This window comes from Streptomyces albidicamelliae, assembly GCF_025642175.1.
GTDB lineage: Bacteria > Actinomycetota > Actinomycetes > Streptomycetales > Streptomycetaceae > Streptomyces > Streptomyces albidocamelliae.
The window spans coordinates 3,486,658-3,503,996 of sequence record NZ_CP106795.1; the positions used below are offsets into that span (position 1 = coordinate 3,486,658).

The window sequence follows — 17,339 nt, forward strand, 5'->3', positions numbered from 1 at the left end:
GCTACGAACGCTCCTCTCGATTCGGCACGGCGCGGACGGTCCGCACCTTGCCCTGCCCTCCACTCGCCAGCATGCCGGCGGCCTCAAGCTTGTCGAGAGCCTTTGTCACGGTGGGACGCGAGACCCCGAACCTGGTGGCGAGAGCAGACGCACTAGGGAACGGTGCCCCGGCTTCCAGCCGATCATCCGTGATGACGGCCGCGATCCGCTCCTCCAGCGGCCGACGGTCCACCACGTCGCCCGACCTAAGCACTCGCCAGCGCCCACCGGGTACCGGCTCTGCGTCCCCGCTGCTTCGCAGTAGCTGGAACGCTCGAAGTACGACACCACGTGAGACGCCGTACCTGTCCATGAGGTCCGAGACCGGCGGCAACACTGCCATCTCCTGGTCGTCGTTGATCCGGGTCTTCAACACGTCAGCGATCTGCCGGAAGGTCCCTCGCGGGCTTGCTGCCTGCGACACTCCCCCTCCTTCACCCTTCGGCATTGCATTGCAATGCCGCAAGTGTCGCACTGATCAGCTCGCGAGCAGGATGCGACCACAGCGGTCTTGGCGCCCCCCTCACCGTCGCCCGCGCGGTCGCTCTGGGTAGAGACGGCCCTGTAGACATGCGACTCGATCCGGGGGTAGCGCTTCCCGAACTACGCTGGTGCGACCGACGAAACTTCCTCATTAGCACACGCTAGGCGCCGGACCAACGCTAACATCGTCCGGCTAGCTACTGCCGGGGTGGGGGCTTTCTTATGGCAATTCGCTCTTTCAACATCCAAGGGGTTCGCGGCCTGCGAAAGGCCAGCGCAGTCGAACTGCCTAATCTGGTCGCGATTGCAGGCCCGAATGGTGCCGGAAAGTCAACCTTGCTGGAATCCCTGAAGGAAAGGAGGGGTGCATTTCTTGAGCCCGGATCGACACTGCTCTATGTAGGGCCCCACCGTACCTGGCGCAGCACTCAGCTCGCGCAGGTCCACGTAAGCGGTTTTCCGTTCTCTTTCGAAGATATCCTGCAAGCCGACATCATCCCACAGTACCAATATGGAGCACCCCCCGGTCTCCATTTCTTGTCAGGCCTAATGCGAAATGCAAGCACGGCCGATGATTCAAACGCGCTCGCGAAGACGGCCCTAGTTCGACTCAACAATCAGCAGCGCGATCTAGTGAATGCTGAATTCGAGGCCCAGGGTGGGCAGGTCGCCGCGGGCTCGGTACCTGACTTGCTAGGCCCTTTGAAGCAGCTAGTCTCTATTCTTCTTCCTCACCTCGAGTTCGCTGGCGTCGACTCCACCTCCGAACAGAACATCCTGGTCCTATTCAGGAGATCCGATACAAAGGTGGGGCCCTTCGATATCGACACCCTTTCCTCTGGCGAGAAAGCAGCAATCTCTCTATTCCTCCCATTCGTTGAACGAGAGGCGAAGGCACTCCTACACGATGACTGGGAGCACGACACAGACTCCGACGTCGTCCCCATCACCATGATCCTCGACGAGCCGGAGATTCACCTGCATCCACTTCTGCAGTTTAACGTGCTGGAATATATGCGAACGATAGCCAGCCAAGGACGTGCTCAATTCATATTCGCCACGCAGTCGCCGGTATTCCTAGATCTGCTACAGGATGATGAGTTGTATGTCCTATCCCCGCCCGGGTACGCGGTCGAGAACCAGCTTTCGCGGCTCAGTTCTTCCGCCGAGCGCTTGGATGTCGCACGGGCGCTGACTGGAAGCACTCACATGCTGACACGCGGCAAGCCGATCGTATTCGTGGAAGGCGAATCGACTGCTACCGGCAATCGATCGGCCGTTACGGATGAGCGATTGATGAAGATCCTCGTACCGGAAGTGGAGCACTGGGCCATTGCTCCTGCTCGTAGCAGAAATGAAGTAGTAAGTGCAGCGAATGCGCTTCGTAACGCGTCGCTCTTGCTTCCAGGCATGCCGGTATTTGGTCTAGTCGACGCGGATACGTCGACCACCGGGCTTCCCGATTATGTCGTTCCCTGGCCTGTAGCAATGATCGAGAATCTTCTCCTGGACCCTCAGCAGCTCTGGGAGGCTCTCAGGGACCACGGCCCTACGATCGGCATGACGTGCATCGAACATGTGGAACGATCACTAAATACGATCGTTGCAGGCCGAGTTGAAGAAGAGGTCAGACTTAGGATACGTGCTGCGATGCCTGGCCTGTTCATCACGACCGACAAGTCGGACGCGCGGGAAGCTCTCGATGAAATCGACCGGAAGGCGGCCGAACTTAAGAAAGAGATTACCGAAATAGACCTCGCCGGGAAAGTGTCGGAGTATCGAGCGAGAGTGCAGGAGATCCTTACCTCCGGACAGGCGCTAGAACGCTTCCACGGCAAGAGTATTCTACGCGATTTTTATAAGCGGAACTCACTTTCCAAGGTGTTCACGACCAACGGTTTCAAGGTGGCCGCCGCTCAATCCGCCGCCAAGGGCGAGCGCATAAGGCGCCTCACTGAGCCAGCCACGAGTAAGATTAAACTGTACATTCCGCCGAGTTGGCGGCAAATCCTGGCGCGCGGCATCGAGTCACCTGAGAGGGACCGCTTGATTACAGAGGTGGGGACTCACAGATCTTTTTGGGAGGCTGGCGCGCCAAAGTCGACTGGGCGCGAGGAATTGCGCAGGGACATGGCAAACTATGCCAGACAACAAGAAGCCGACCTGGCAAGTGACATATTTCAGCTTGCCAATGAGATTGGTACGCCATAGCCGGTTAGAGGCGTGCTGGTCCGAATCGCCACTTCGCCTGCTGTGGGCGTCCGTCTGAAGAGTCGCAACCGGCTAACCCCCTCCATCAGCTCCGGGCCCGCACAACAGGTCGGCAGCAGCTCGACACAGCGCGATGCTCTTCCTGGACTCTCGAAGAGCCTGGTGGCTCAGCGGCCCGCCCGTCTCAGTTTCCGTCTCGTTCGTCTTCGTTCGCTGCTATCCACCCCCGTTCGTGCACCCTTGACGATCACTGCCCACGTGCGGGCCTGAACGCTGACGGACGAGCCCGGATCACGCCCTGAGCAGCGGAGACAAACCTGCAAAGCGAGTTACGTGGGTTCGATTCCCGCCACGGCCTCTGACGTGCGGTTCGGCCTGCGCTGGCCGACGGGCAGTACCGGGCGGCCATGGGTGTCGTTGATGACCGTGGCCGCCGACGCGTACCAGGCGACGAGCCCCGTGGCGATGCCGAACCAGCCGCCCACCTGAGTCGCCGCGTGCGGCGGCGCCCCGCCCTGGAAGGCGCCGATGGCCAGGAGGACGAAGGTGATCGTCAGCAGCACGAGCACCGCCAGCACGGCGAGGTTGACGCGCAGCGCGGCGACGGCCATGTAGGCGGTGAAGATGCCCCAGCCGAGCAGGAACAGGCCGAGCGCGTTGGGCGCGCCGCCGGCGATCTCCAGGCGGGGCGCGAGCCACCAGTAGGCCAGCCAGAAGGCGCCGTACGAGACGAACGCCGTGGCACCGAAGGTGTTGCCGCGGCGGAACTCGAACAGGCCGGCGGCGAACTGGGCCAGGCCGCCGTAGAACAGGGCGAGGCTCAGCACCGGGATGACCGCGGCGGATTCCTTGAGCAGGTTCGTGTTGATCACGGACAGCAGCAGGGTGGTCAGGGCGAAGCCCGCCAGGCCCAGCGGGGCGGGATCGCCCGCGACCGCGGGGTGCGGCGTCCGCGTGTGCGGCTGCTCCGGGGGGCGGCTCGTCGTCTGGTCGTTCATGACCCGCGTCCCTTCGACGTCACACGGAGTGACTGCTCCGGATTACGCCCCCTGTGTACCCATTTGTCCTACCAGTAGGCGTGTGTGACTCGGGTGATGTGCGGTGCGCGGGTGCTTCAGAGCACTCCGCCGGGTTCGTCGCGGAAGAGGTCGGTCCAGTAGTGCCAGGTCGAATCCTGGAGGGTGCCCGTGGGGTCCACCGCCGCCAGGGTGTGGATCATGGCGGCGGCCAGCTGGTCGTAGGCGGCCGTCGTCAGCTCGTGGCCCAGGTGCCCGTCGATGGTGCGCTCGTGGTGCAGCAGCCACAGGGTGAAGGCGAGGGTCGACACGTCGCTGTTGAGGGGGTTGAGCGACGCCTCCGGCTCGCTGAAGGTCAGGACCGCGCCGGTTCTGCCGTCCAGCACCACGCTGTTCCCCTCGGCCGGGCGGCCCAGGCGGCCCAGACGGATCAAGTGGTCGCTGTGGGCCGGGAGTTCGCCCGGCCCATCCGGGCGGCCGCCGTGTTCCCCGGTGACGTACTCGCGCAGGGTCGGCAGCGGGCCGTCCGTGTCGGCGTGGAAGAGGACCGCCTGCTCCGGCAGCCCCGTCTCGCGCAGGAAGCGGCGGGTGGGCTCGTGCGTGAGCGTCACCGGGAGGTCGACCTCCTCGAACCGGACCACCCGGCCGTGGCCGAACTCCTGGTCCAGGACGCGGCCCGGCATCTCCAGGGTGAGGCCGGACACCGTGCCGGGGCCCGCGACCAGGGCCAGGGGGCGGATCAGCGCCGCCGCCTTCCAGTACGGCGGGACCCTGCCGTCCGTGCCCTCCTCGAAGAGCGCGAGGAGCCGGCGGGAGGCCTCGGCCACCGTCCGGGGGCCGTACCGGCCGGCCAGGGAGGCGAACCGGCCGCGCAGGCCCGCCAGTTCCTCGGTGACGGCGGCGAACCGCAGAAGGGTGTCCAGCGAGGGGGCGAACGGCCGGGAGCCGGACGGGTCGGGAAGGCGGGCCGTCGTGACCTCGCCGGTGACGCCGTCGAGCAGGATCGACTCGCGCGCCACGCCCGCCGGGTCGAGGAGTTCGCCGATCACCAGGCGGCTACGCAGCTCCTCCGCCAGGTGGAAGGGGCCGCCGGCGGCGTCGGCGAGGGTGCGCAGGCCGTACGTGCGCAGCGGCGAGAAGGTCAGGACGTCCGTACGGGCGGGCAGGCCGGGACCCGCGAGCAGGCCGCGCGTCGGCGCGTGCGTGACGTAACGGTCCAGCTCCGCCTCGGTCAGCGTGATCGCCGTCGTCCCCGCGTCGGTCGTGCCCATCGCTCCCCCGCGATCTGCGCCCTCGGTGCCTGTGCGTCCGTGCGTGCGGGGAGACGGCGTCGGTCACGGCGCCGTCGACGGCCGTGCCCGGCGGGTGTCCCCACTGCTCGGCACACTACGCCGCCCCACTGACAACGGCCCTCACGGAGGGGGAGACGCGGGGCGGCCCGGGGGCGTTCCCTTCGCGGGGTGTCCACGGCGGCGCCGGGCTCAGGTGAAGTAGATGCCGCCGAGCACGACGGCCAGCGCCGCCAGGGTGAACAGCAGGATCAGCAGCACCAACTTGCCCACGCCGGGCGGGGGCTCGTAGCGCGGCTCGCCGTCCTCGGCACTCACTGCGCCGTCACGACCGCGGCCTGGGGGCGGATGGGAAGGCGGTTGACCGGCCGGCCGGTGGCCGCGCGGACGGCGGAGGCGATCGCCGCCGGCGCCGTGACCACCGGGACCGCGCTGACCGACTTGGCGCCGAAGGGGGCGACCACGTCCCGTTCCTCGACCAGTTTCACGATCCGGATGTCCGGCGCGTCGAGGGCGGTCGGCAGCGCGTACCCGGTCAGGTCGGGGTGGCGGACCAGACCGCGCGGGGTGCGCAGGTTCTCGGTGAGCGCGATGCCCACGCCCTGCGTCACGCCCGCCTCGATCCGGGCCGTCAGCTGCGCCGGGTTGAGGACCCGGCCCACGTCCTGGGCGACCGCCAGCTCCACCACCCGTACCGAGCCCAGCTCGATGTCGACGTCCACCACCGCGCGGATCGCGCAGAACGCGAGGCCCACGAAGGCGTCACCCTGTCCGGCGGCGTTCAGCGGCTCGGTGGGGTGCGGGCGGCACTGGGCGGTGGCCCACAGCTCCTTGCCCTCCATCGCCTCCGTCACGGTGGTCGACAGCACCCCGTCGTACGACGTGATCTTGCCGTCCGTGATCTGCAGCAGCTCCGTCGACATGCCGAACTTGTGGGCCAGCGGCTGGAGGAGCTGGGTGCGGACCATCTTCGCCGCGCGCTCCACCGCACCGCCCGACACCCAGGTGTGACGGCCCCGGCAGCCCGCGCCCGCCGGCGGCTGGTCGGTGTCGACCGGGGCCACGTGGACTTCCTCGATGCCGAGGGTCTCCTGGACGATCTGCCGGGCGAGGGTGGTGAAGCCCTGGCCCGTCTCCACGGCCGCGCAGAGCACGGTCGCGATCCCGTCGTGCACCTTGACCGTCGCCGTGGACACCTCGTCGGCGCCCTCCGCGCCGAGCATGTGCACCATGCCCAGGCCGTAGCCGACGCCCCGGCGCACCGCGCCCGGCTCGCCCGCGCCCTCGGGGCCGCCGGGCAGCAGCCACTCGTCCTCGGGCGTGTCCTTCGGCAGGGCGGGCAGCGGGAAGTCGCGTACCGCCTGGAGGAGTTCGGCGACCGGCGCCGGGCAGCTCACGGTCTGCCCGATCGGCAGCACGTCACCGGTGGCGAGGACGTTCTGCAGGCGCAGTTCGGCCGGGTCCAGGCCCAGCTTCTTCGCCAGCTTGTCCATCTGGGCCTCGTAGGCGGCGCACACCTGCATGGCGCCCTCGCCGCGGACGTGGCCGGAGGGCGGGTTGTTGGTGCGGACGGCCCAGCCCTCGATGAAGGCGTTCGGGACGACGTACGGGCCGCACGCGAAGGAGACGGCGGCGGCCAGGGACTCGGCGGAGGTGTCGGCGTACGCGCCCGCGTCGAGCAGGATCTGCGCCTCGACCTTGACCAGTCTGCCCTCGCCGTCGGCGTGGTGGCGGTAGCGGAGCAGGGTGGGGTGGCGGTGGGCGTGGCCGAGGAAGGACTCCTCGCGGGTCGCCGTGAGCTTCACCGGGCAGCCGGTCCTGAGCGCGAGCAGGCCGAGGGGCAGCTGGAAGCCCTGGTCCTCGCGGTCCGCGGTGGCGCCGGGCACCCCGGTGACGACGATCTTCACCTGATCGGGGGACAGGCCGTAGCAGGCGGCGGCCGTGTTGCGGTCGGCGTGCGGGTCGGTGGAGGCCAGGTACAGCTCGACGCCGCCGTCGGGGCGGGGCACGGCGAGGCCGGCCTCGGCGCCGATGGGGGCGGGGTCCTGGCGGCCGATGCGGTACAGGCCCTCGACGACGACCTCGCCGACCGCCTCCGGGTCGCCGTGGTGCAGCGGGATGTGCCGGATCAGGTTGCCGTCGGGGTGCAGCGGTTCGGCCTCGAAGGCCTGTTCGGGATCGGTGACCGGGTCGAGCACCTCGTACTCGACGATCACGGCCGCGGCGGCCATGCGGGCGGTGTCCGGGTGGTCGGCGGCGACGGCCGCGATGGGCTCGCCGTGGTGCCGTACGACCTCGGAGGCGAACACCGGACGGTCGGGGACGCCCCGGCCGTGGCGGGGGGTGCCGGGCACGTCCTCGTGTGTGACGACGGCGCGCACGCCGGGCATCTCGCGCGCGTGGGAGGTGTCGATGGACACGATGCGCGCGTGCGCGTGCGGGGAGCGCAGCACGGCCGCCCACAGCAGGCCCTCGGCCCACAGGTCGGCCGCGTAGGGGAAGGTGCCCTCGGTCTTGGCGCGGGCGTCGGCGTGCGGCAGGGAGGCGCCGATGCCGTGCGGCAACGGCTCGGGCGCGGGGGCGGGTTCCGCGGCGGTGGTCGCGATGCCGGCTTCGTTGCTCACGCCTGGCCTCCGTCCTGGCCGTAGTGCTGGTCGTGCGGGCCCTGCGGGCCGTACGGGTCCGGCGCGTCGTACGGGTCCGGACCGTCGCCGTAACCGTCCGGGCCGTCGCCGTAGCCGCCCTGGGTGTCGCCGTAGCCGCCGGGGGCAGCGTGCGGGGGGTCGAAGGCGCCCGGTGCCTCGAACGCCGAGGGGTGGACGCCTCCGGAGCCGGGGCCCGCCTGGTGCGGGATGCGCGCCTCGTCGGAATCCGCCCCGGCGCCGGCGTGCGTGGCCTCGCGTTCGGCGACGACCTCCTGGACGGCGTCCAGTACGCCCCGGTAGCCGGAGCAGCGGCACAGGTTGCCGCACAGGGCCTGCCGGGTCTCCAGCTCGGTGGGGGCCGGGTTGCCCTCCAGCAGGTCGTGCACGGTCATCGCCATGCCCGGCACGCAGAAGCCGCACTGCACGGCACCGCACCGGGCGAGCGCGCGCTGCACGTCGGAGGGCCGGCCGTCGGCGGCCAGGCCCTCGACCGTGCGCACCTCGCTGCCGGCCGCGGTGACCGCCGGGACCAGGCAGGAGGCCACCAGCCGCCCGTCGACCTGCACGTTGCAGGCGCCGCACTCGCCCTGCGAGCAGCCGTCCTTGGCGCCCGCGAGGCCGAGCCGTTCGCGCAGGACGTACAGCAGGGACTCGCCGATCCAGGCGCCGGTGACGGGCCGGTCGGTGCCGTTGACGCGCAGGACGTAGGAGGCGAGGGGGTGGTCGTCGTGCGGCGGGAGCGGTTCGGCGGCCGGGTCCTTGGCGGTGTCCTCGGGGGACGCGGCCGAGTCGGCGCCGTCGGCGTCCTCGGCCGGAGCGGACGCCTCGGCCGGGTCCTCGGGGGTGTCGGCGCCGGTGACGTCCGCGTCGGCGGTGTCCACGGCGTCGGCGGTGTCCGCCGCCGTGGCGGCCCGCGGCGCGCCGTCCGGGGCCCCGGGGCCTTCGGGACCTGCCGGGCCGTCAGCGGGGCGCTCAGGACCTTCCGCGGGGACGTGGGGGTCCGCTCCCGGGCCGGCGGAGGGGGCGGCCGGCTGCGCCTCGGGCTCGTCGTGTCCGGCGGGCGCGGCCTGGGCGGGCAGGTCGTCCCGGCCGGTGCCGGGGTGACCGGCGTGCCGGGCGGCCGGATCGTGCCCGTACCGCTCCTCGGGGACCTCGGGAACGTATCCGTCGGTCGCGGGCGCGGGGCCCGCCGGGTGGCCGCCGGTGTGGCCGGGCTCGGCCGGGGCCTGCGGGCCGGGCTGCGCCCAGGCGGTGCCCGCGCCGTCCGTCGCCCAGGGCGCGGGCGCGCCGCCGGGCAGGGTGGCCGGCGCGCCGGCGCCCCACTGCTCGACCAGGGAGGACGTGGTGAACTCGCCGGACTCGTCCGGGAGGTCGCCGCCGGCGACGGGGATGGACCACTGCCCGGTGACGTCGTGCCCGGGGCCGGCCGGGGCGGGCTCCTCGAAGGTCCAGTGCTGGGTGGCGCCCGGCCGGTAGGTGAACCGGTCGTCCGGGTCCGGGGCCTGGCCCGGGTCCGCGGCGTTCGGGTCGGGCCACCGGTCGCCGCCGTCGGGCGTCGTCCAGGCGCCGGTGGCGGCGGGGTCGCCGGTCCCGGGGGCGACCGTTATCTGCGGCGGCACGTAGCCGTGACCGGGTGCCGCCAGCGGGCTGTCGCCGGACAGCATGGCCTCGATGCCGCCCTCGGGGAGCTTGACGAAGGCGGTGGCGCCGTCGTCGTAGTCGCCCTGGGGCAGCGGGTTCCAGCGTCCGCCGCCCTGGGACGTGCCCTCTCCGTGCTGGTCGTCGGTCACGACAGTGCCCTCCCCAGTGCTCGTCGGGCCAGCGCGGCGACGGTGCGCCGCAGGTGCAGTACGGCGGGCGGAAGCGGTGCCACCGAGCCGTCGGGCTCGGGGGCCGGGTCGGGGATGCAGGCCGCGGCGACGTACTCCCCGAAGGCGTGCAGCGCCTCGGGGACGAGCGCGCGGTCGTTGTCCCAGTCGATGAGGCGCGCGACCCACTCCTCGGCCTCCAGCGGCCTGAGCGGCATCGGCGCTATGGCCCCGACCGCGCAGCGCACACCGCGCCGGGCGGGGTCGAGGACGACGGCCACGGAGGCGACCGCGCGGCCCGGTCCGGTGCGGCCGGTCGCCTTGAGGAAGACCTGCGGGGCGTGCAGCAGCGGCACGCGCACGTAGCCGATGAGTTCGCCGCCCTGCAGCATCTCCACGCCGGCCAGGAGGTGCGACACCGGGATCTCCCGGCGGGCTCCGCCCGGGCCCGCGATGATCAGCGTCGCCTCCAGGGCGGCCAGCACGGGCAGCGCGTCCCCGGTGGGGGCGGCCGAGGCGATGTTGCCGCCCAGGGTGCCCGCGTTGCGGATGTGCGGCGGGCCCGCCGCGCGCGCGGCGGCGGCGAGCGCCGGGATCAGGGCCGCGAAGTCGGGGCGGCCCATGCGGGCGTGCGTGAGTCCCGCGCCCAGCAGCGCGTGGCCGTCCTGGTACTGCCAGCCGCGGATCTCGCTGATCCGGCCGAGGCCCACCAGGGCGGCGGGCCTGAGCTGTCCGGAGTTGACGGCGGCCATAAGATCCGTGCCGCCCGCGACGGGGACCGCGGCGGGCATGGCGGTGAGGGCCGCCACGGCCTCGTCCAGCGTCGTGGGCAGCGTGACGGCCTGCGCCGCCTGCGGTGCGTGCGTGGTCAAACCGGCTGCCCCTTCCCGATGCCCCACCTGGTCCCACCTGTGTGGCCGTACGGTACGTGCTCACAGGGCGGACGTGGCAACTCTGGCACATCTTCGCGAGGCCCGAACGCGGGGGTCCGCTAGGAGGCATTCGCCCACCTCGTCGAGGAGATGGTCCGTTTTCGCACGGCATCACCGGTGCGGGTGGATTGCCTCTCTTCGGTGACGCCTGGGCTCTTTTTCCCTTACGTGTTCGGGGGCCGCCCCTCCAGGGGACGGCCGAGCACGCCGGGGCGACGCTGCCACGGCAGCGGCCCGGCCGGCGGGCGGTAGGCGACCCCGAGGGCGTCAAGTCGCCGGTAGTGGGAGGTCATCCGGCGCTCGAAGTCCGCGAAGTCCCGTTCCGCCGGGGCGGGCAGTGACCGCCAGGCCACCTCGGCGAAGGCCGCGAGGCGCGGGAAGGTCTGGTAGTCCACGCGCGCGCTGTCCTCCATCACCTCGGTCCAGACGTTCGCCTGGGCGCCGAGGACGTGCCCGGCCTCCTCCTCGGTCAGCCCGGCGGGAACGGGTTCGAACCGGTAGACGTCCTCCAGGGTGCGCACGTAGGCGATGGGCACCGGCTCGTCGTCGCCCGGGGCCTGACGGTAGTCCAGGTACACGTACTGCTCGGGGCACATGACGACGTCGTGACCGGCGCGGGCGGCGGCGACACCGCCCCCGTAGCCCCGCCAGGAGGACACGGCCGCGTTCTTCGCGAGGCCGCCCTCCAGGATCTCGTCCCAGCCGATGAGGCGGCGTCCGCGCGCGGACAGCCACGCGTCGAAGTGCCCGATGAACCAGGACTGGAGCTCCTCCTCGTCGGCCAGGCCGAGTTCCGCCATGCGGCTCTTGGCGGTCGGCGACCCGCTCCACTGCTCCTTGCGGCACTCGTCGCCGCCGACGTGGACGAACTCCGACGGGAACATTTCCAGGATCTCCTCGAACACCCCCTCGTAGAAACGCAGTGTGGTGTCGGTGGGGGCCAGCACGTTCGAGGAGATGCCCCAGTCGTCCCAGACGGTGAGGGCGGAGGTGTCGACGACGTCGGTGTTGCCGAGTTCCGGGTACGCGGCGATGGCGGCCTGCGAATGACCCGGTACGTCGATCTCCGGGACGACGGTGATGTGCCGCTCGGCGGCGTACGCGACGATCTCCCGGATGTCGTCCTGGGTGTAGTAACCCCCGTGCGGCTTCTCCTCCCACAGGGGTGAGGCGCGGTGGCCGAACTTCGTGCGCGCGCGCCAGGAGGCGGTCTCGGTGAGCTTCGGATGGCGCTTGATCTCGACGCGCCAGCCCTGGTCGTCCGTCAGATGGAAGTGCAGGACGTTGAGTTTGTGGGCGGCCATCAGGTCCAGGTAGCGCAGTACGCCTTCCTTGGGCATGAAGTGCCGGGCCACGTCGAGGAGGAGCCCGCGCCAGCGGAAACGTGGGGCGTCGTGGACGGTGACGGCGGGGAGCCTCCAGGTGTCCCGCGTGGAGACCGGTGCCCGGCGGAAGGCGTCGGGGCCGAGCAGCTGACGGAAGGTCTGGGCACCCCAGAACACCCCCGCCTCACCGGCTCCGTCGACGGCGACGCCGTGGCCGTCGACGGTCAGCCGGTACGCCTCGGGGCCGCCGAGTTCCGCGGCCAGGGCGGGGACGATCCGCAGCCGGACGCGAGGGCCGTCGCCGGTGTGCGGGTCCAGCGGACATCCGGTCGCCGCGCCGACGGTCGCGCGCAGCCACCGCGCGACCCGCTCGGTGCCGGCGGCCGACTCGATTCCGGTCCCCGCGTCGATGACGCACCCTTGGCCGCCGCCGGGCCGCGAGGCGGACAGGCGGCCGGGCGCCGGGACGAGCCCCACGTCGAAGCCGTGGAACAGCTCGTAGGGAATCGCATCCACCATGTCCGTCCTTCACCGCTCCGTCCGGCCGCGGGACCAGCGTCGCGGGCCGGCACATGGCCACATGCCGTTGCAGCATGCGCAACGGCTGTTTCGCTCAGCACAACGCCATGGAGGCTAGGGACTACGGGAGGCCGCCGACAAGAGGTCTCCACCACGTGGCGCCGGCAAACGCGAAGGCCCCCGGGGCGCGCGCGAACGCGACCCGGGGGCCCGCGGAGACCTCGGGCGGGAAGGCGGGACTACTTGTCGCCGCCCTTGCCCTTGCCCTTGTCGTCGCCGCCGGCGCCCATGGACTCGTAGATCTCCTTGCACATGGGGCACACGGGGTACTTCTTCGGGTCGCGGCCCGGCACCCAGACCTTGCCGCACAGCGCCACGACGGGGGTCCCGTCGAGGGCGCTCGCCATGATCTTGTCCTTCTGGACGTAGTGGGCGAAGCGCTCGTGGTCGCCGTCGCCGTGGGACACCTGCGGCGTCGGTTCTACGAGGGTCCCCGTACCAGTCCCGCGCTCGGGCTCAAGAGTGCTCATACCGCCCAGGGTACTGAAAGCTCACACGCATCAGTTGAGCGAAGGGTCGTCCGGATACGTGGCCACCATCGCCAGCTCGTTGCGCTGGCGGCGCAGCACCTCGCGCCACAGCCTCTCCGGGGCCGGCGAGGAGACGTCGCCCGGCTCGGACTCGACCACGTACCAGGCGCCCTCGACCAGCTCGTCCTCCAGCTGACCGGGCCCCCAGCCGGCGTATCCGGCGAAGATCCGCAGGGAGCCCAGGGCCGAGGCGAGCAGCTCCGGCGGGGCCTCCAGGTCGACCAGGCCGATCGCGCCGTACACCCGGCGCCACCCGAGGGGCGTGCGGTCGCCGCCCGCGCCGCCCGGGATGACCGCGACGCCGAGCGCCGAGTCCAGCGAGACCGGGCCGCCCTGGAAGACCACTCCCGGCTCGCCGGCCAGGTCCGCCCAGCCCTCCAGGATGTCGCCGACGTCCACCGGGGTGGGGCGGTTCAGGACGACACCGAGGGAGCCCTCCTCGTCGTGGTCGAGAAGCAGCACGACCGCGCGGTCGAAGTTCGGGTCCGCCAGGGCCGGCGTGGCCACGAGCAGCCGCCCTGTGAGCGAGGACACCTCGGTCATGCCAGACATGATCCCGCATCTTCCCCCGGCGTGGGGAGCCAATCGGGGTCGCGGGAGTGAAGGCAGCTCAGGGCGTGCGGGCGCGGTCCCGGCGTGCGCCGACGCGCCGGTGACCCCATGTGTCCGATTGGGAACGGTTCGTGTTGTGACACAGCTATGACGCGACTGGGCCGCCCTTGGGCTTACGGACGGGGGGTAATCGGCGATTACCCTGTCTTCCCGGCCTCTGCGCACAGTGATCGGCCGGCCCCTGCCCAACTCATCGGAACGCGAGATTCATGACCGTCAACGACGATGTCCTGCTTGTCCACGGCGGAACCCCGCTGGAGGGCGAGATCCGTGTCCGCGGTGCGAAGAACCTCGTACCGAAGGCCATGGTCGCCGCCCTGCTGGGCAGCGAGCCGAGCCGGCTGCGCAACGTTCCCGACATCCGTGACGTGCGGGTCGTGCGCGGTCTGCTCCAGCTGCACGGGGTGACGGTCCGTCCGGGCGAGGAGCCCGGCGAGCTGGTGCTCGACCCGACGCACGTCGAGAGCGCCAACGTGGCTGACATCGATGCCCACGCGGGCTCCAGCCGCATCCCGATCCTGTTCTGCGGTCCGCTGCTGCACCGCCTCGGCCACGCCTTCATCCCCGGCCTCGGCGGCTGCGACATCGGCGGCCGGCCCATCGACTTCCACTTCGACGTGCTGCGGCAGTTCGGCGCGACGATCGAGAAGCGCGAGGACGGCCAGTACCTGGAGGCCCCGCAGCGCCTGCGCGGCACCAAGATCCGGCTGCCCTACCCGTCCGTCGGCGCGACCGAGCAGGTGCTGCTGACGGCCGTCCTGGCGGAGGGCGTGACCGAGCTGTCCAACGCGGCCGTCGAGCCGGAGATCGAGGACCTCATCTGCGTACTGCAGAAGATGGGCGCGATCATCGCGATGGACACCGACCGCACGATCCGCATCACCGGTGTGGACAAGCTCGGCGGCTACACCCACCGCGCCCTGTCCGACCGGCTGGAGGCCGCGTCCTGGGCCTCGGCGGCGCTCGCGACCAACGGCAACATCTACGTCCGCGGCGCCCAGCAGCGCTCGATGATGACGTTCCTGAACACCTACCGGAAGGTGGGCGGTGCCTTCGAGATCGACGACGAGGGCATCCGCTTCTGGCACCCGGGCGGCCAGCTGAAGTCCATCGCGCTGGAGACGGACGTGCACCCCGGCTTCCAGACCGACTGGCAGCAGCCGCTGGTGGTGGCCCTGACCCAGGCCACGGGCCTGTCCATCATCCACGAGACGGTGTACGAGTCCCGGCTGGGCTTCACCTCCGCCCTGAACCAGATGGGCGCCCACATCCAGCTGTACCGCGAGTGCCTCGGCGGCTCCGACTGCCGCTTCGGCCAGCGCAACTTCCTGCACTCCGCGGTCGTCTCCGGACCGACCCGGCTCCAGGGCTCCGACCTGGTCATCCCCGACCTGCGCGGCGGCTTCTCGTACCTCATCGCGGCCCTCGCGGCCGAGGGCACCTCCCGGGTCCACGGCATCGACCTGATCAACCGGGGCTACGAGAACTTCATGGAGAAGCTCATGGAGCTCGGCGCGAAGGTGGAGCTGCCGGGCAAGGCGCTCGGCTAGGCGTTCGCACCCCGCAACGGCAAAGGGCGGCCCCTCCTCGACGGGAGGGGCCGCCCTTTCGGCGTCTTCGGCTGTGGTGCGCCCGTGGGGGCGCGGGGAACTGCGGGACCGGCCTCGGCCGGTCCGCAGCCGCCCCGCGGCGCTCGGCCGGGGCCGCGGCCACAGCGGAGCGCCTGCGCCTACTTGCCCTTGGCGGCTTCCTTGAGCTTGGAGCCCGCGGTGACCTTGACGCTGTAGCCGGCGGGGATGTTGATGGGCTCGCCGGTCTGCGGGTTGCGCGCGGTACGAGCGGCACGGTGGGTGCGCTCGAAGGTCAGGAAGCCGGGGATGGTGACCTTCTCGTCGCCCTTGGCGACGATCTCGCCGACGGTCTCGGCGAACGCGGCCAGCACGGCGTCGGCGTCCTTGCGGGTCACCTCGGCACGGTCGGCCAGCGCGGCCACCAGCTCACTGCGGTTCATGTTGTTACTCCCGTGTTTTCTTGCCGTTGGGGTGTGCCACGCGGCGGAGCCGCCCGAGGCACTGCGATGCCGATGCGCTCGCGCCCAGGGACGCATCCTGCCCCTACCAGCGGCGCGAAAGCCAATCCGGCACCCGTAGGAGTCGTGAGAACACCCTGGGGAGTCACACGAAAAGCGCCTGCTCGGCCGTCACCCTAGAGTGCGCCCGGCATCGAGAGGTTCCACGACGCGCCGGTGCGGGGGCCGCCGTGGTGATCCTCACAGCCCCTGCACAGTACGGCACGACGTGCTCAGACCGTCGCTCCGGCCGCCTTCGCGGCCTCGCGGACGGCACCGGCCACGGCGCCCGCGACCTTGTCGTTGAAGACGCTCGGGACGATGTAGTTGGGGTTCAGCTCGTCCTCGGTGACCACGTCGGCGAGGGCCTTGGCGGCGGCGAGCATCATCTCCGTGTTGACGGTGCGGGACTGGGCGTCCAGCAGGCCGCGGAAGACACCCGGGAAGACGAGCACGTTGTTGATCTGGTTCGGGAAGTCCGAGCGGCCGGTGGCCACGACGGCCGCCGTCTGGCGGGCGATCGCGGGGTCGACCTCCGGGTCGGGGTTCGCGAGCGCGAACACGATGGCTCCGTCGGCCATGGCGGCCACGTCGTCGCCGTCGAGGACGTTCGGGGCGGAGACGCCGATGAAGACGTCGGCGTCGCGCACGGCCTCCTTCAGGGTGCCGGTGAGGCCCTCGGGGTTGGTGTTGTCGGCGATCCAGCGCAGCGGCGAGTCGGCCGGGGCGTCCACCAGGTCGGCGCGGCCGGCGTGCACGACACCGTGGATGTCGGCGACGACGGCGTTCTTCGCGCCCGCCGCGAGGAGCAGCTTCAGGATGGCCGTGCCGGCGGCGCCGGCACCGGACATCACGACCCGGATGTTCTCGATGGCCTTGTCCGTCACCCGCAGGGCGTTGGTCAGGGCGGCGAGGACGACGATGGCCGTGCCGTGCTGGTCGTCGTGGAAGACGGGGATGTCGAGGGCCTCGCGCAGCCGGGCCTCGATCTCGAAGCAGCGCGGGGCGGAGATGTCCTCGAGGTTGATGCCGGCGAACCCGGGGGCGATCGCCTTGACGATCTCCACGATCGCGTCGGTGTCCTGGGTGTCCAGGCAGATCGGCCAGGCGTCGATGCCGGCGAAGCGCTTGAAGAGGGCCGCCTTGCCCTCCATGACGGGCAGCGCGGCCTTGGGGCCGATGTTGCCGAGGCCGAGCACGGCGGAGCCGTCCGTCACGACCGCAACGGAGTTGCGCTTGATGGTGAGGCGGCGGGCGTCCTCGGGGTTCTGGGCGATGGCCATGCAGACGCGCGCCACCCCGGGCGTGTAGACCATGGACAGGTCGTCACGGTTGCGGATGGGGTGCTTCGACGCCATCTCGATCTTGCCGCCGAGGTGCATGAGGAACGTACGGTCGGAGACCTTGCCCAGGGTGACGCCCTCGATGCCACGGAGCTTCTCGACGATCTCGTCGGCGTGCGCGGTCGAGGAGGCCGCGATGGTGACGTCGATGCGGAGCTTCTCGTGGCCGGACGCGGTGACGTCGAGGCCGGTCACCGAGCCTCCGGAGGACTCCACGGCGGTGGTGAGCTGCGAGACGGCGGTTCCGCTCGCGGGCACCTCCAGCCGGATGGTCATCGAGTAGGAGACGCTGGGCGCCGTTGCCATGGCCGACTTCCTCTGCTTTCACCGTGTCGCGAGTTGTGCCGTCCGATCGTCGCACCTACCGCTCAGTACGCGGTAGTCGCCCTGGGTTGCGGACGTTTTGTTCACACAGGGCTTCCGATGGGACGGCTGGTTTCGGAAAACGACTTCCACCAT

General features: G+C 70.8%; 14 protein-coding genes. 2 read left to right on the forward strand and 12 right to left on the reverse strand.

Translation table 11 applies throughout. The features are described 5' to 3' along the window. Position 1: 1 nt before the first annotated feature. The gene (locus tag N8I86_RS16105; protein ID WP_263278085.1) at positions 2-463 is read right to left on the reverse strand and encodes a GntR family transcriptional regulator; all 462 of its coding nucleotides are present in this window, start codon (positions 461-463) and stop codon (positions 2-4) included. Between the two features lie 281 nt (positions 464-744). Here N8I86_RS16105 and N8I86_RS16110 point away from each other — a divergent pair, with 281 nt between their 5' ends. Beyond that, complete coding sequence (locus N8I86_RS16110; RefSeq protein ID WP_263278086.1) at positions 745-2,733, forward strand: AAA family ATPase; 1,989 nt, start codon at positions 745-747, stop codon at positions 2,731-2,733. A 329-nt stretch (positions 2,734-3,062) separates the two neighbouring features. On the opposite strand, the gene N8I86_RS16115 is transcribed toward N8I86_RS16110, so the two are convergent. The 9 genes from N8I86_RS16115 to N8I86_RS16155 form a co-directional block, all read right to left on the reverse strand. Then, positions 3,063-3,731 carry an acetate uptake transporter gene (locus tag N8I86_RS16115; RefSeq protein WP_123437669.1) on the reverse strand — a complete coding sequence of 223 codons (669 nt, stop codon included), beginning with the start codon at positions 3,729-3,731 and terminating at the stop codon, positions 3,063-3,065. A gap of 116 nt (positions 3,732-3,847) precedes the next feature. Beyond that, on the reverse strand, positions 3,848-5,020 hold the full coding sequence (locus N8I86_RS16120; protein ID WP_073900219.1) for an SUKH-4 family immunity protein: 1,173 nt from the start codon (positions 5,018-5,020) through the stop codon (positions 3,848-3,850). 210 nt (positions 5,021-5,230) lie between these two features. Further along, positions 5,231-5,356: a hypothetical protein gene (locus tag N8I86_RS16125; RefSeq protein ID WP_256339566.1), complete on the reverse strand. Its 126-nt coding sequence runs from the start codon at positions 5,354-5,356 to the stop codon at positions 5,231-5,233. Beyond that, on the reverse strand, positions 5,353-7,662 hold the full coding sequence (locus N8I86_RS16130; RefSeq protein ID WP_263278087.1) for a xanthine dehydrogenase family protein molybdopterin-binding subunit: 2,310 nt from the start codon (positions 7,660-7,662) through the stop codon (positions 5,353-5,355). The genes N8I86_RS16125 and N8I86_RS16130 overlap by 4 nt, the downstream gene beginning before the upstream one ends. Continuing rightward, positions 7,659-9,473, reverse strand: a complete 1,815-nt coding sequence (locus N8I86_RS16135; RefSeq protein WP_263278088.1) for a 2Fe-2S iron-sulfur cluster-binding protein — start codon at positions 9,471-9,473, stop codon at positions 7,659-7,661. Before N8I86_RS16135 ends, N8I86_RS16130 begins: the two co-directional genes overlap by 4 nt. Next, positions 9,470-10,363, reverse strand: a complete 894-nt coding sequence (locus N8I86_RS16140; RefSeq protein ID WP_073900212.1) for an FAD binding domain-containing protein — start codon at positions 10,361-10,363, stop codon at positions 9,470-9,472. The genes N8I86_RS16135 and N8I86_RS16140 overlap by 4 nt, the downstream gene beginning before the upstream one ends. A gap of 224 nt (positions 10,364-10,587) precedes the next feature. Further along, positions 10,588-12,267: a beta-N-acetylhexosaminidase gene (locus N8I86_RS16145; RefSeq protein WP_073900209.1), complete on the reverse strand. Its 1,680-nt coding sequence runs from the start codon at positions 12,265-12,267 to the stop codon at positions 10,588-10,590. Between the two features lie 239 nt (positions 12,268-12,506). Next, positions 12,507-12,797, reverse strand: a complete 291-nt coding sequence (locus N8I86_RS16150; protein WP_073900206.1) for a DUF3039 domain-containing protein — start codon at positions 12,795-12,797, stop codon at positions 12,507-12,509. Positions 12,798-12,827: 30 nt separating this feature from the next. Further along, positions 12,828-13,400, reverse strand: coding sequence for a YqgE/AlgH family protein (locus N8I86_RS16155; RefSeq protein ID WP_073900204.1), 573 nt, complete (start codon positions 13,398-13,400; stop codon positions 12,828-12,830). Between the two features lie 278 nt (positions 13,401-13,678). Here N8I86_RS16155 and murA point away from each other — a divergent pair, with 278 nt between their 5' ends. Then, on the forward strand, positions 13,679-15,019 hold the full coding sequence (gene murA, locus N8I86_RS16160; RefSeq protein WP_073900202.1) for a UDP-N-acetylglucosamine 1-carboxyvinyltransferase: 1,341 nt from the start codon (positions 13,679-13,681) through the stop codon (positions 15,017-15,019). A 179-nt stretch (positions 15,020-15,198) separates the two neighbouring features. Here the strand turns inward: murA and N8I86_RS16165 are convergent, their stop codons facing one another. Further along, complete coding sequence (locus tag N8I86_RS16165) at positions 15,199-15,480, reverse strand: HU family DNA-binding protein (protein ID WP_023550134.1); 282 nt, start codon at positions 15,478-15,480, stop codon at positions 15,199-15,201. Between the two features lie 290 nt (positions 15,481-15,770). After that, positions 15,771-17,186, reverse strand: a complete 1,416-nt coding sequence (locus tag N8I86_RS16170; RefSeq protein ID WP_263278089.1) for an NAD-dependent malic enzyme — start codon at positions 17,184-17,186, stop codon at positions 15,771-15,773. Between the last annotated feature and the right edge of the window lie 153 nt (positions 17,187-17,339).

Coding starts and splice junctions, on each gene's coding strand:
- N8I86_RS16110 (WP_263278086.1), top strand. CDS start 745: ATGGCAATTCGCTCTTTCAACATCCAAGGGGTTCGCGGCCTGCGAAAG.
- N8I86_RS16115 (WP_123437669.1), bottom strand. CDS start 3,731: ATGAACGACCAGACGACGAGCCGCCCCCCGGAGCAGCCGCACACGCGG.
- N8I86_RS16120 (WP_073900219.1), bottom strand. CDS start 5,020: ATGGGCACGACCGACGCGGGGACGACGGCGATCACGCTGACCGAGGCG.
- N8I86_RS16145 (WP_073900209.1), bottom strand. CDS start 12,267: ATGGTGGATGCGATTCCCTACGAGCTGTTCCACGGCTTCGACGTGGGG.
- N8I86_RS16150 (WP_073900206.1), bottom strand. CDS start 12,797: ATGAGCACTCTTGAGCCCGAGCGCGGGACTGGTACGGGGACCCTCGTA.
- N8I86_RS16155 (WP_073900204.1), bottom strand. CDS start 13,400: ATGACCGAGGTGTCCTCGCTCACAGGGCGGCTGCTCGTGGCCACGCCG.
- murA (WP_073900202.1), top strand. CDS start 13,679: ATGACCGTCAACGACGATGTCCTGCTTGTCCACGGCGGAACCCCGCTG.
- N8I86_RS16165 (WP_023550134.1), bottom strand. CDS start 15,480: ATGAACCGCAGTGAGCTGGTGGCCGCGCTGGCCGACCGTGCCGAGGTG.
- N8I86_RS16170 (WP_263278089.1), bottom strand. CDS start 17,186: ATGGCAACGGCGCCCAGCGTCTCCTACTCGATGACCATCCGGCTGGAG.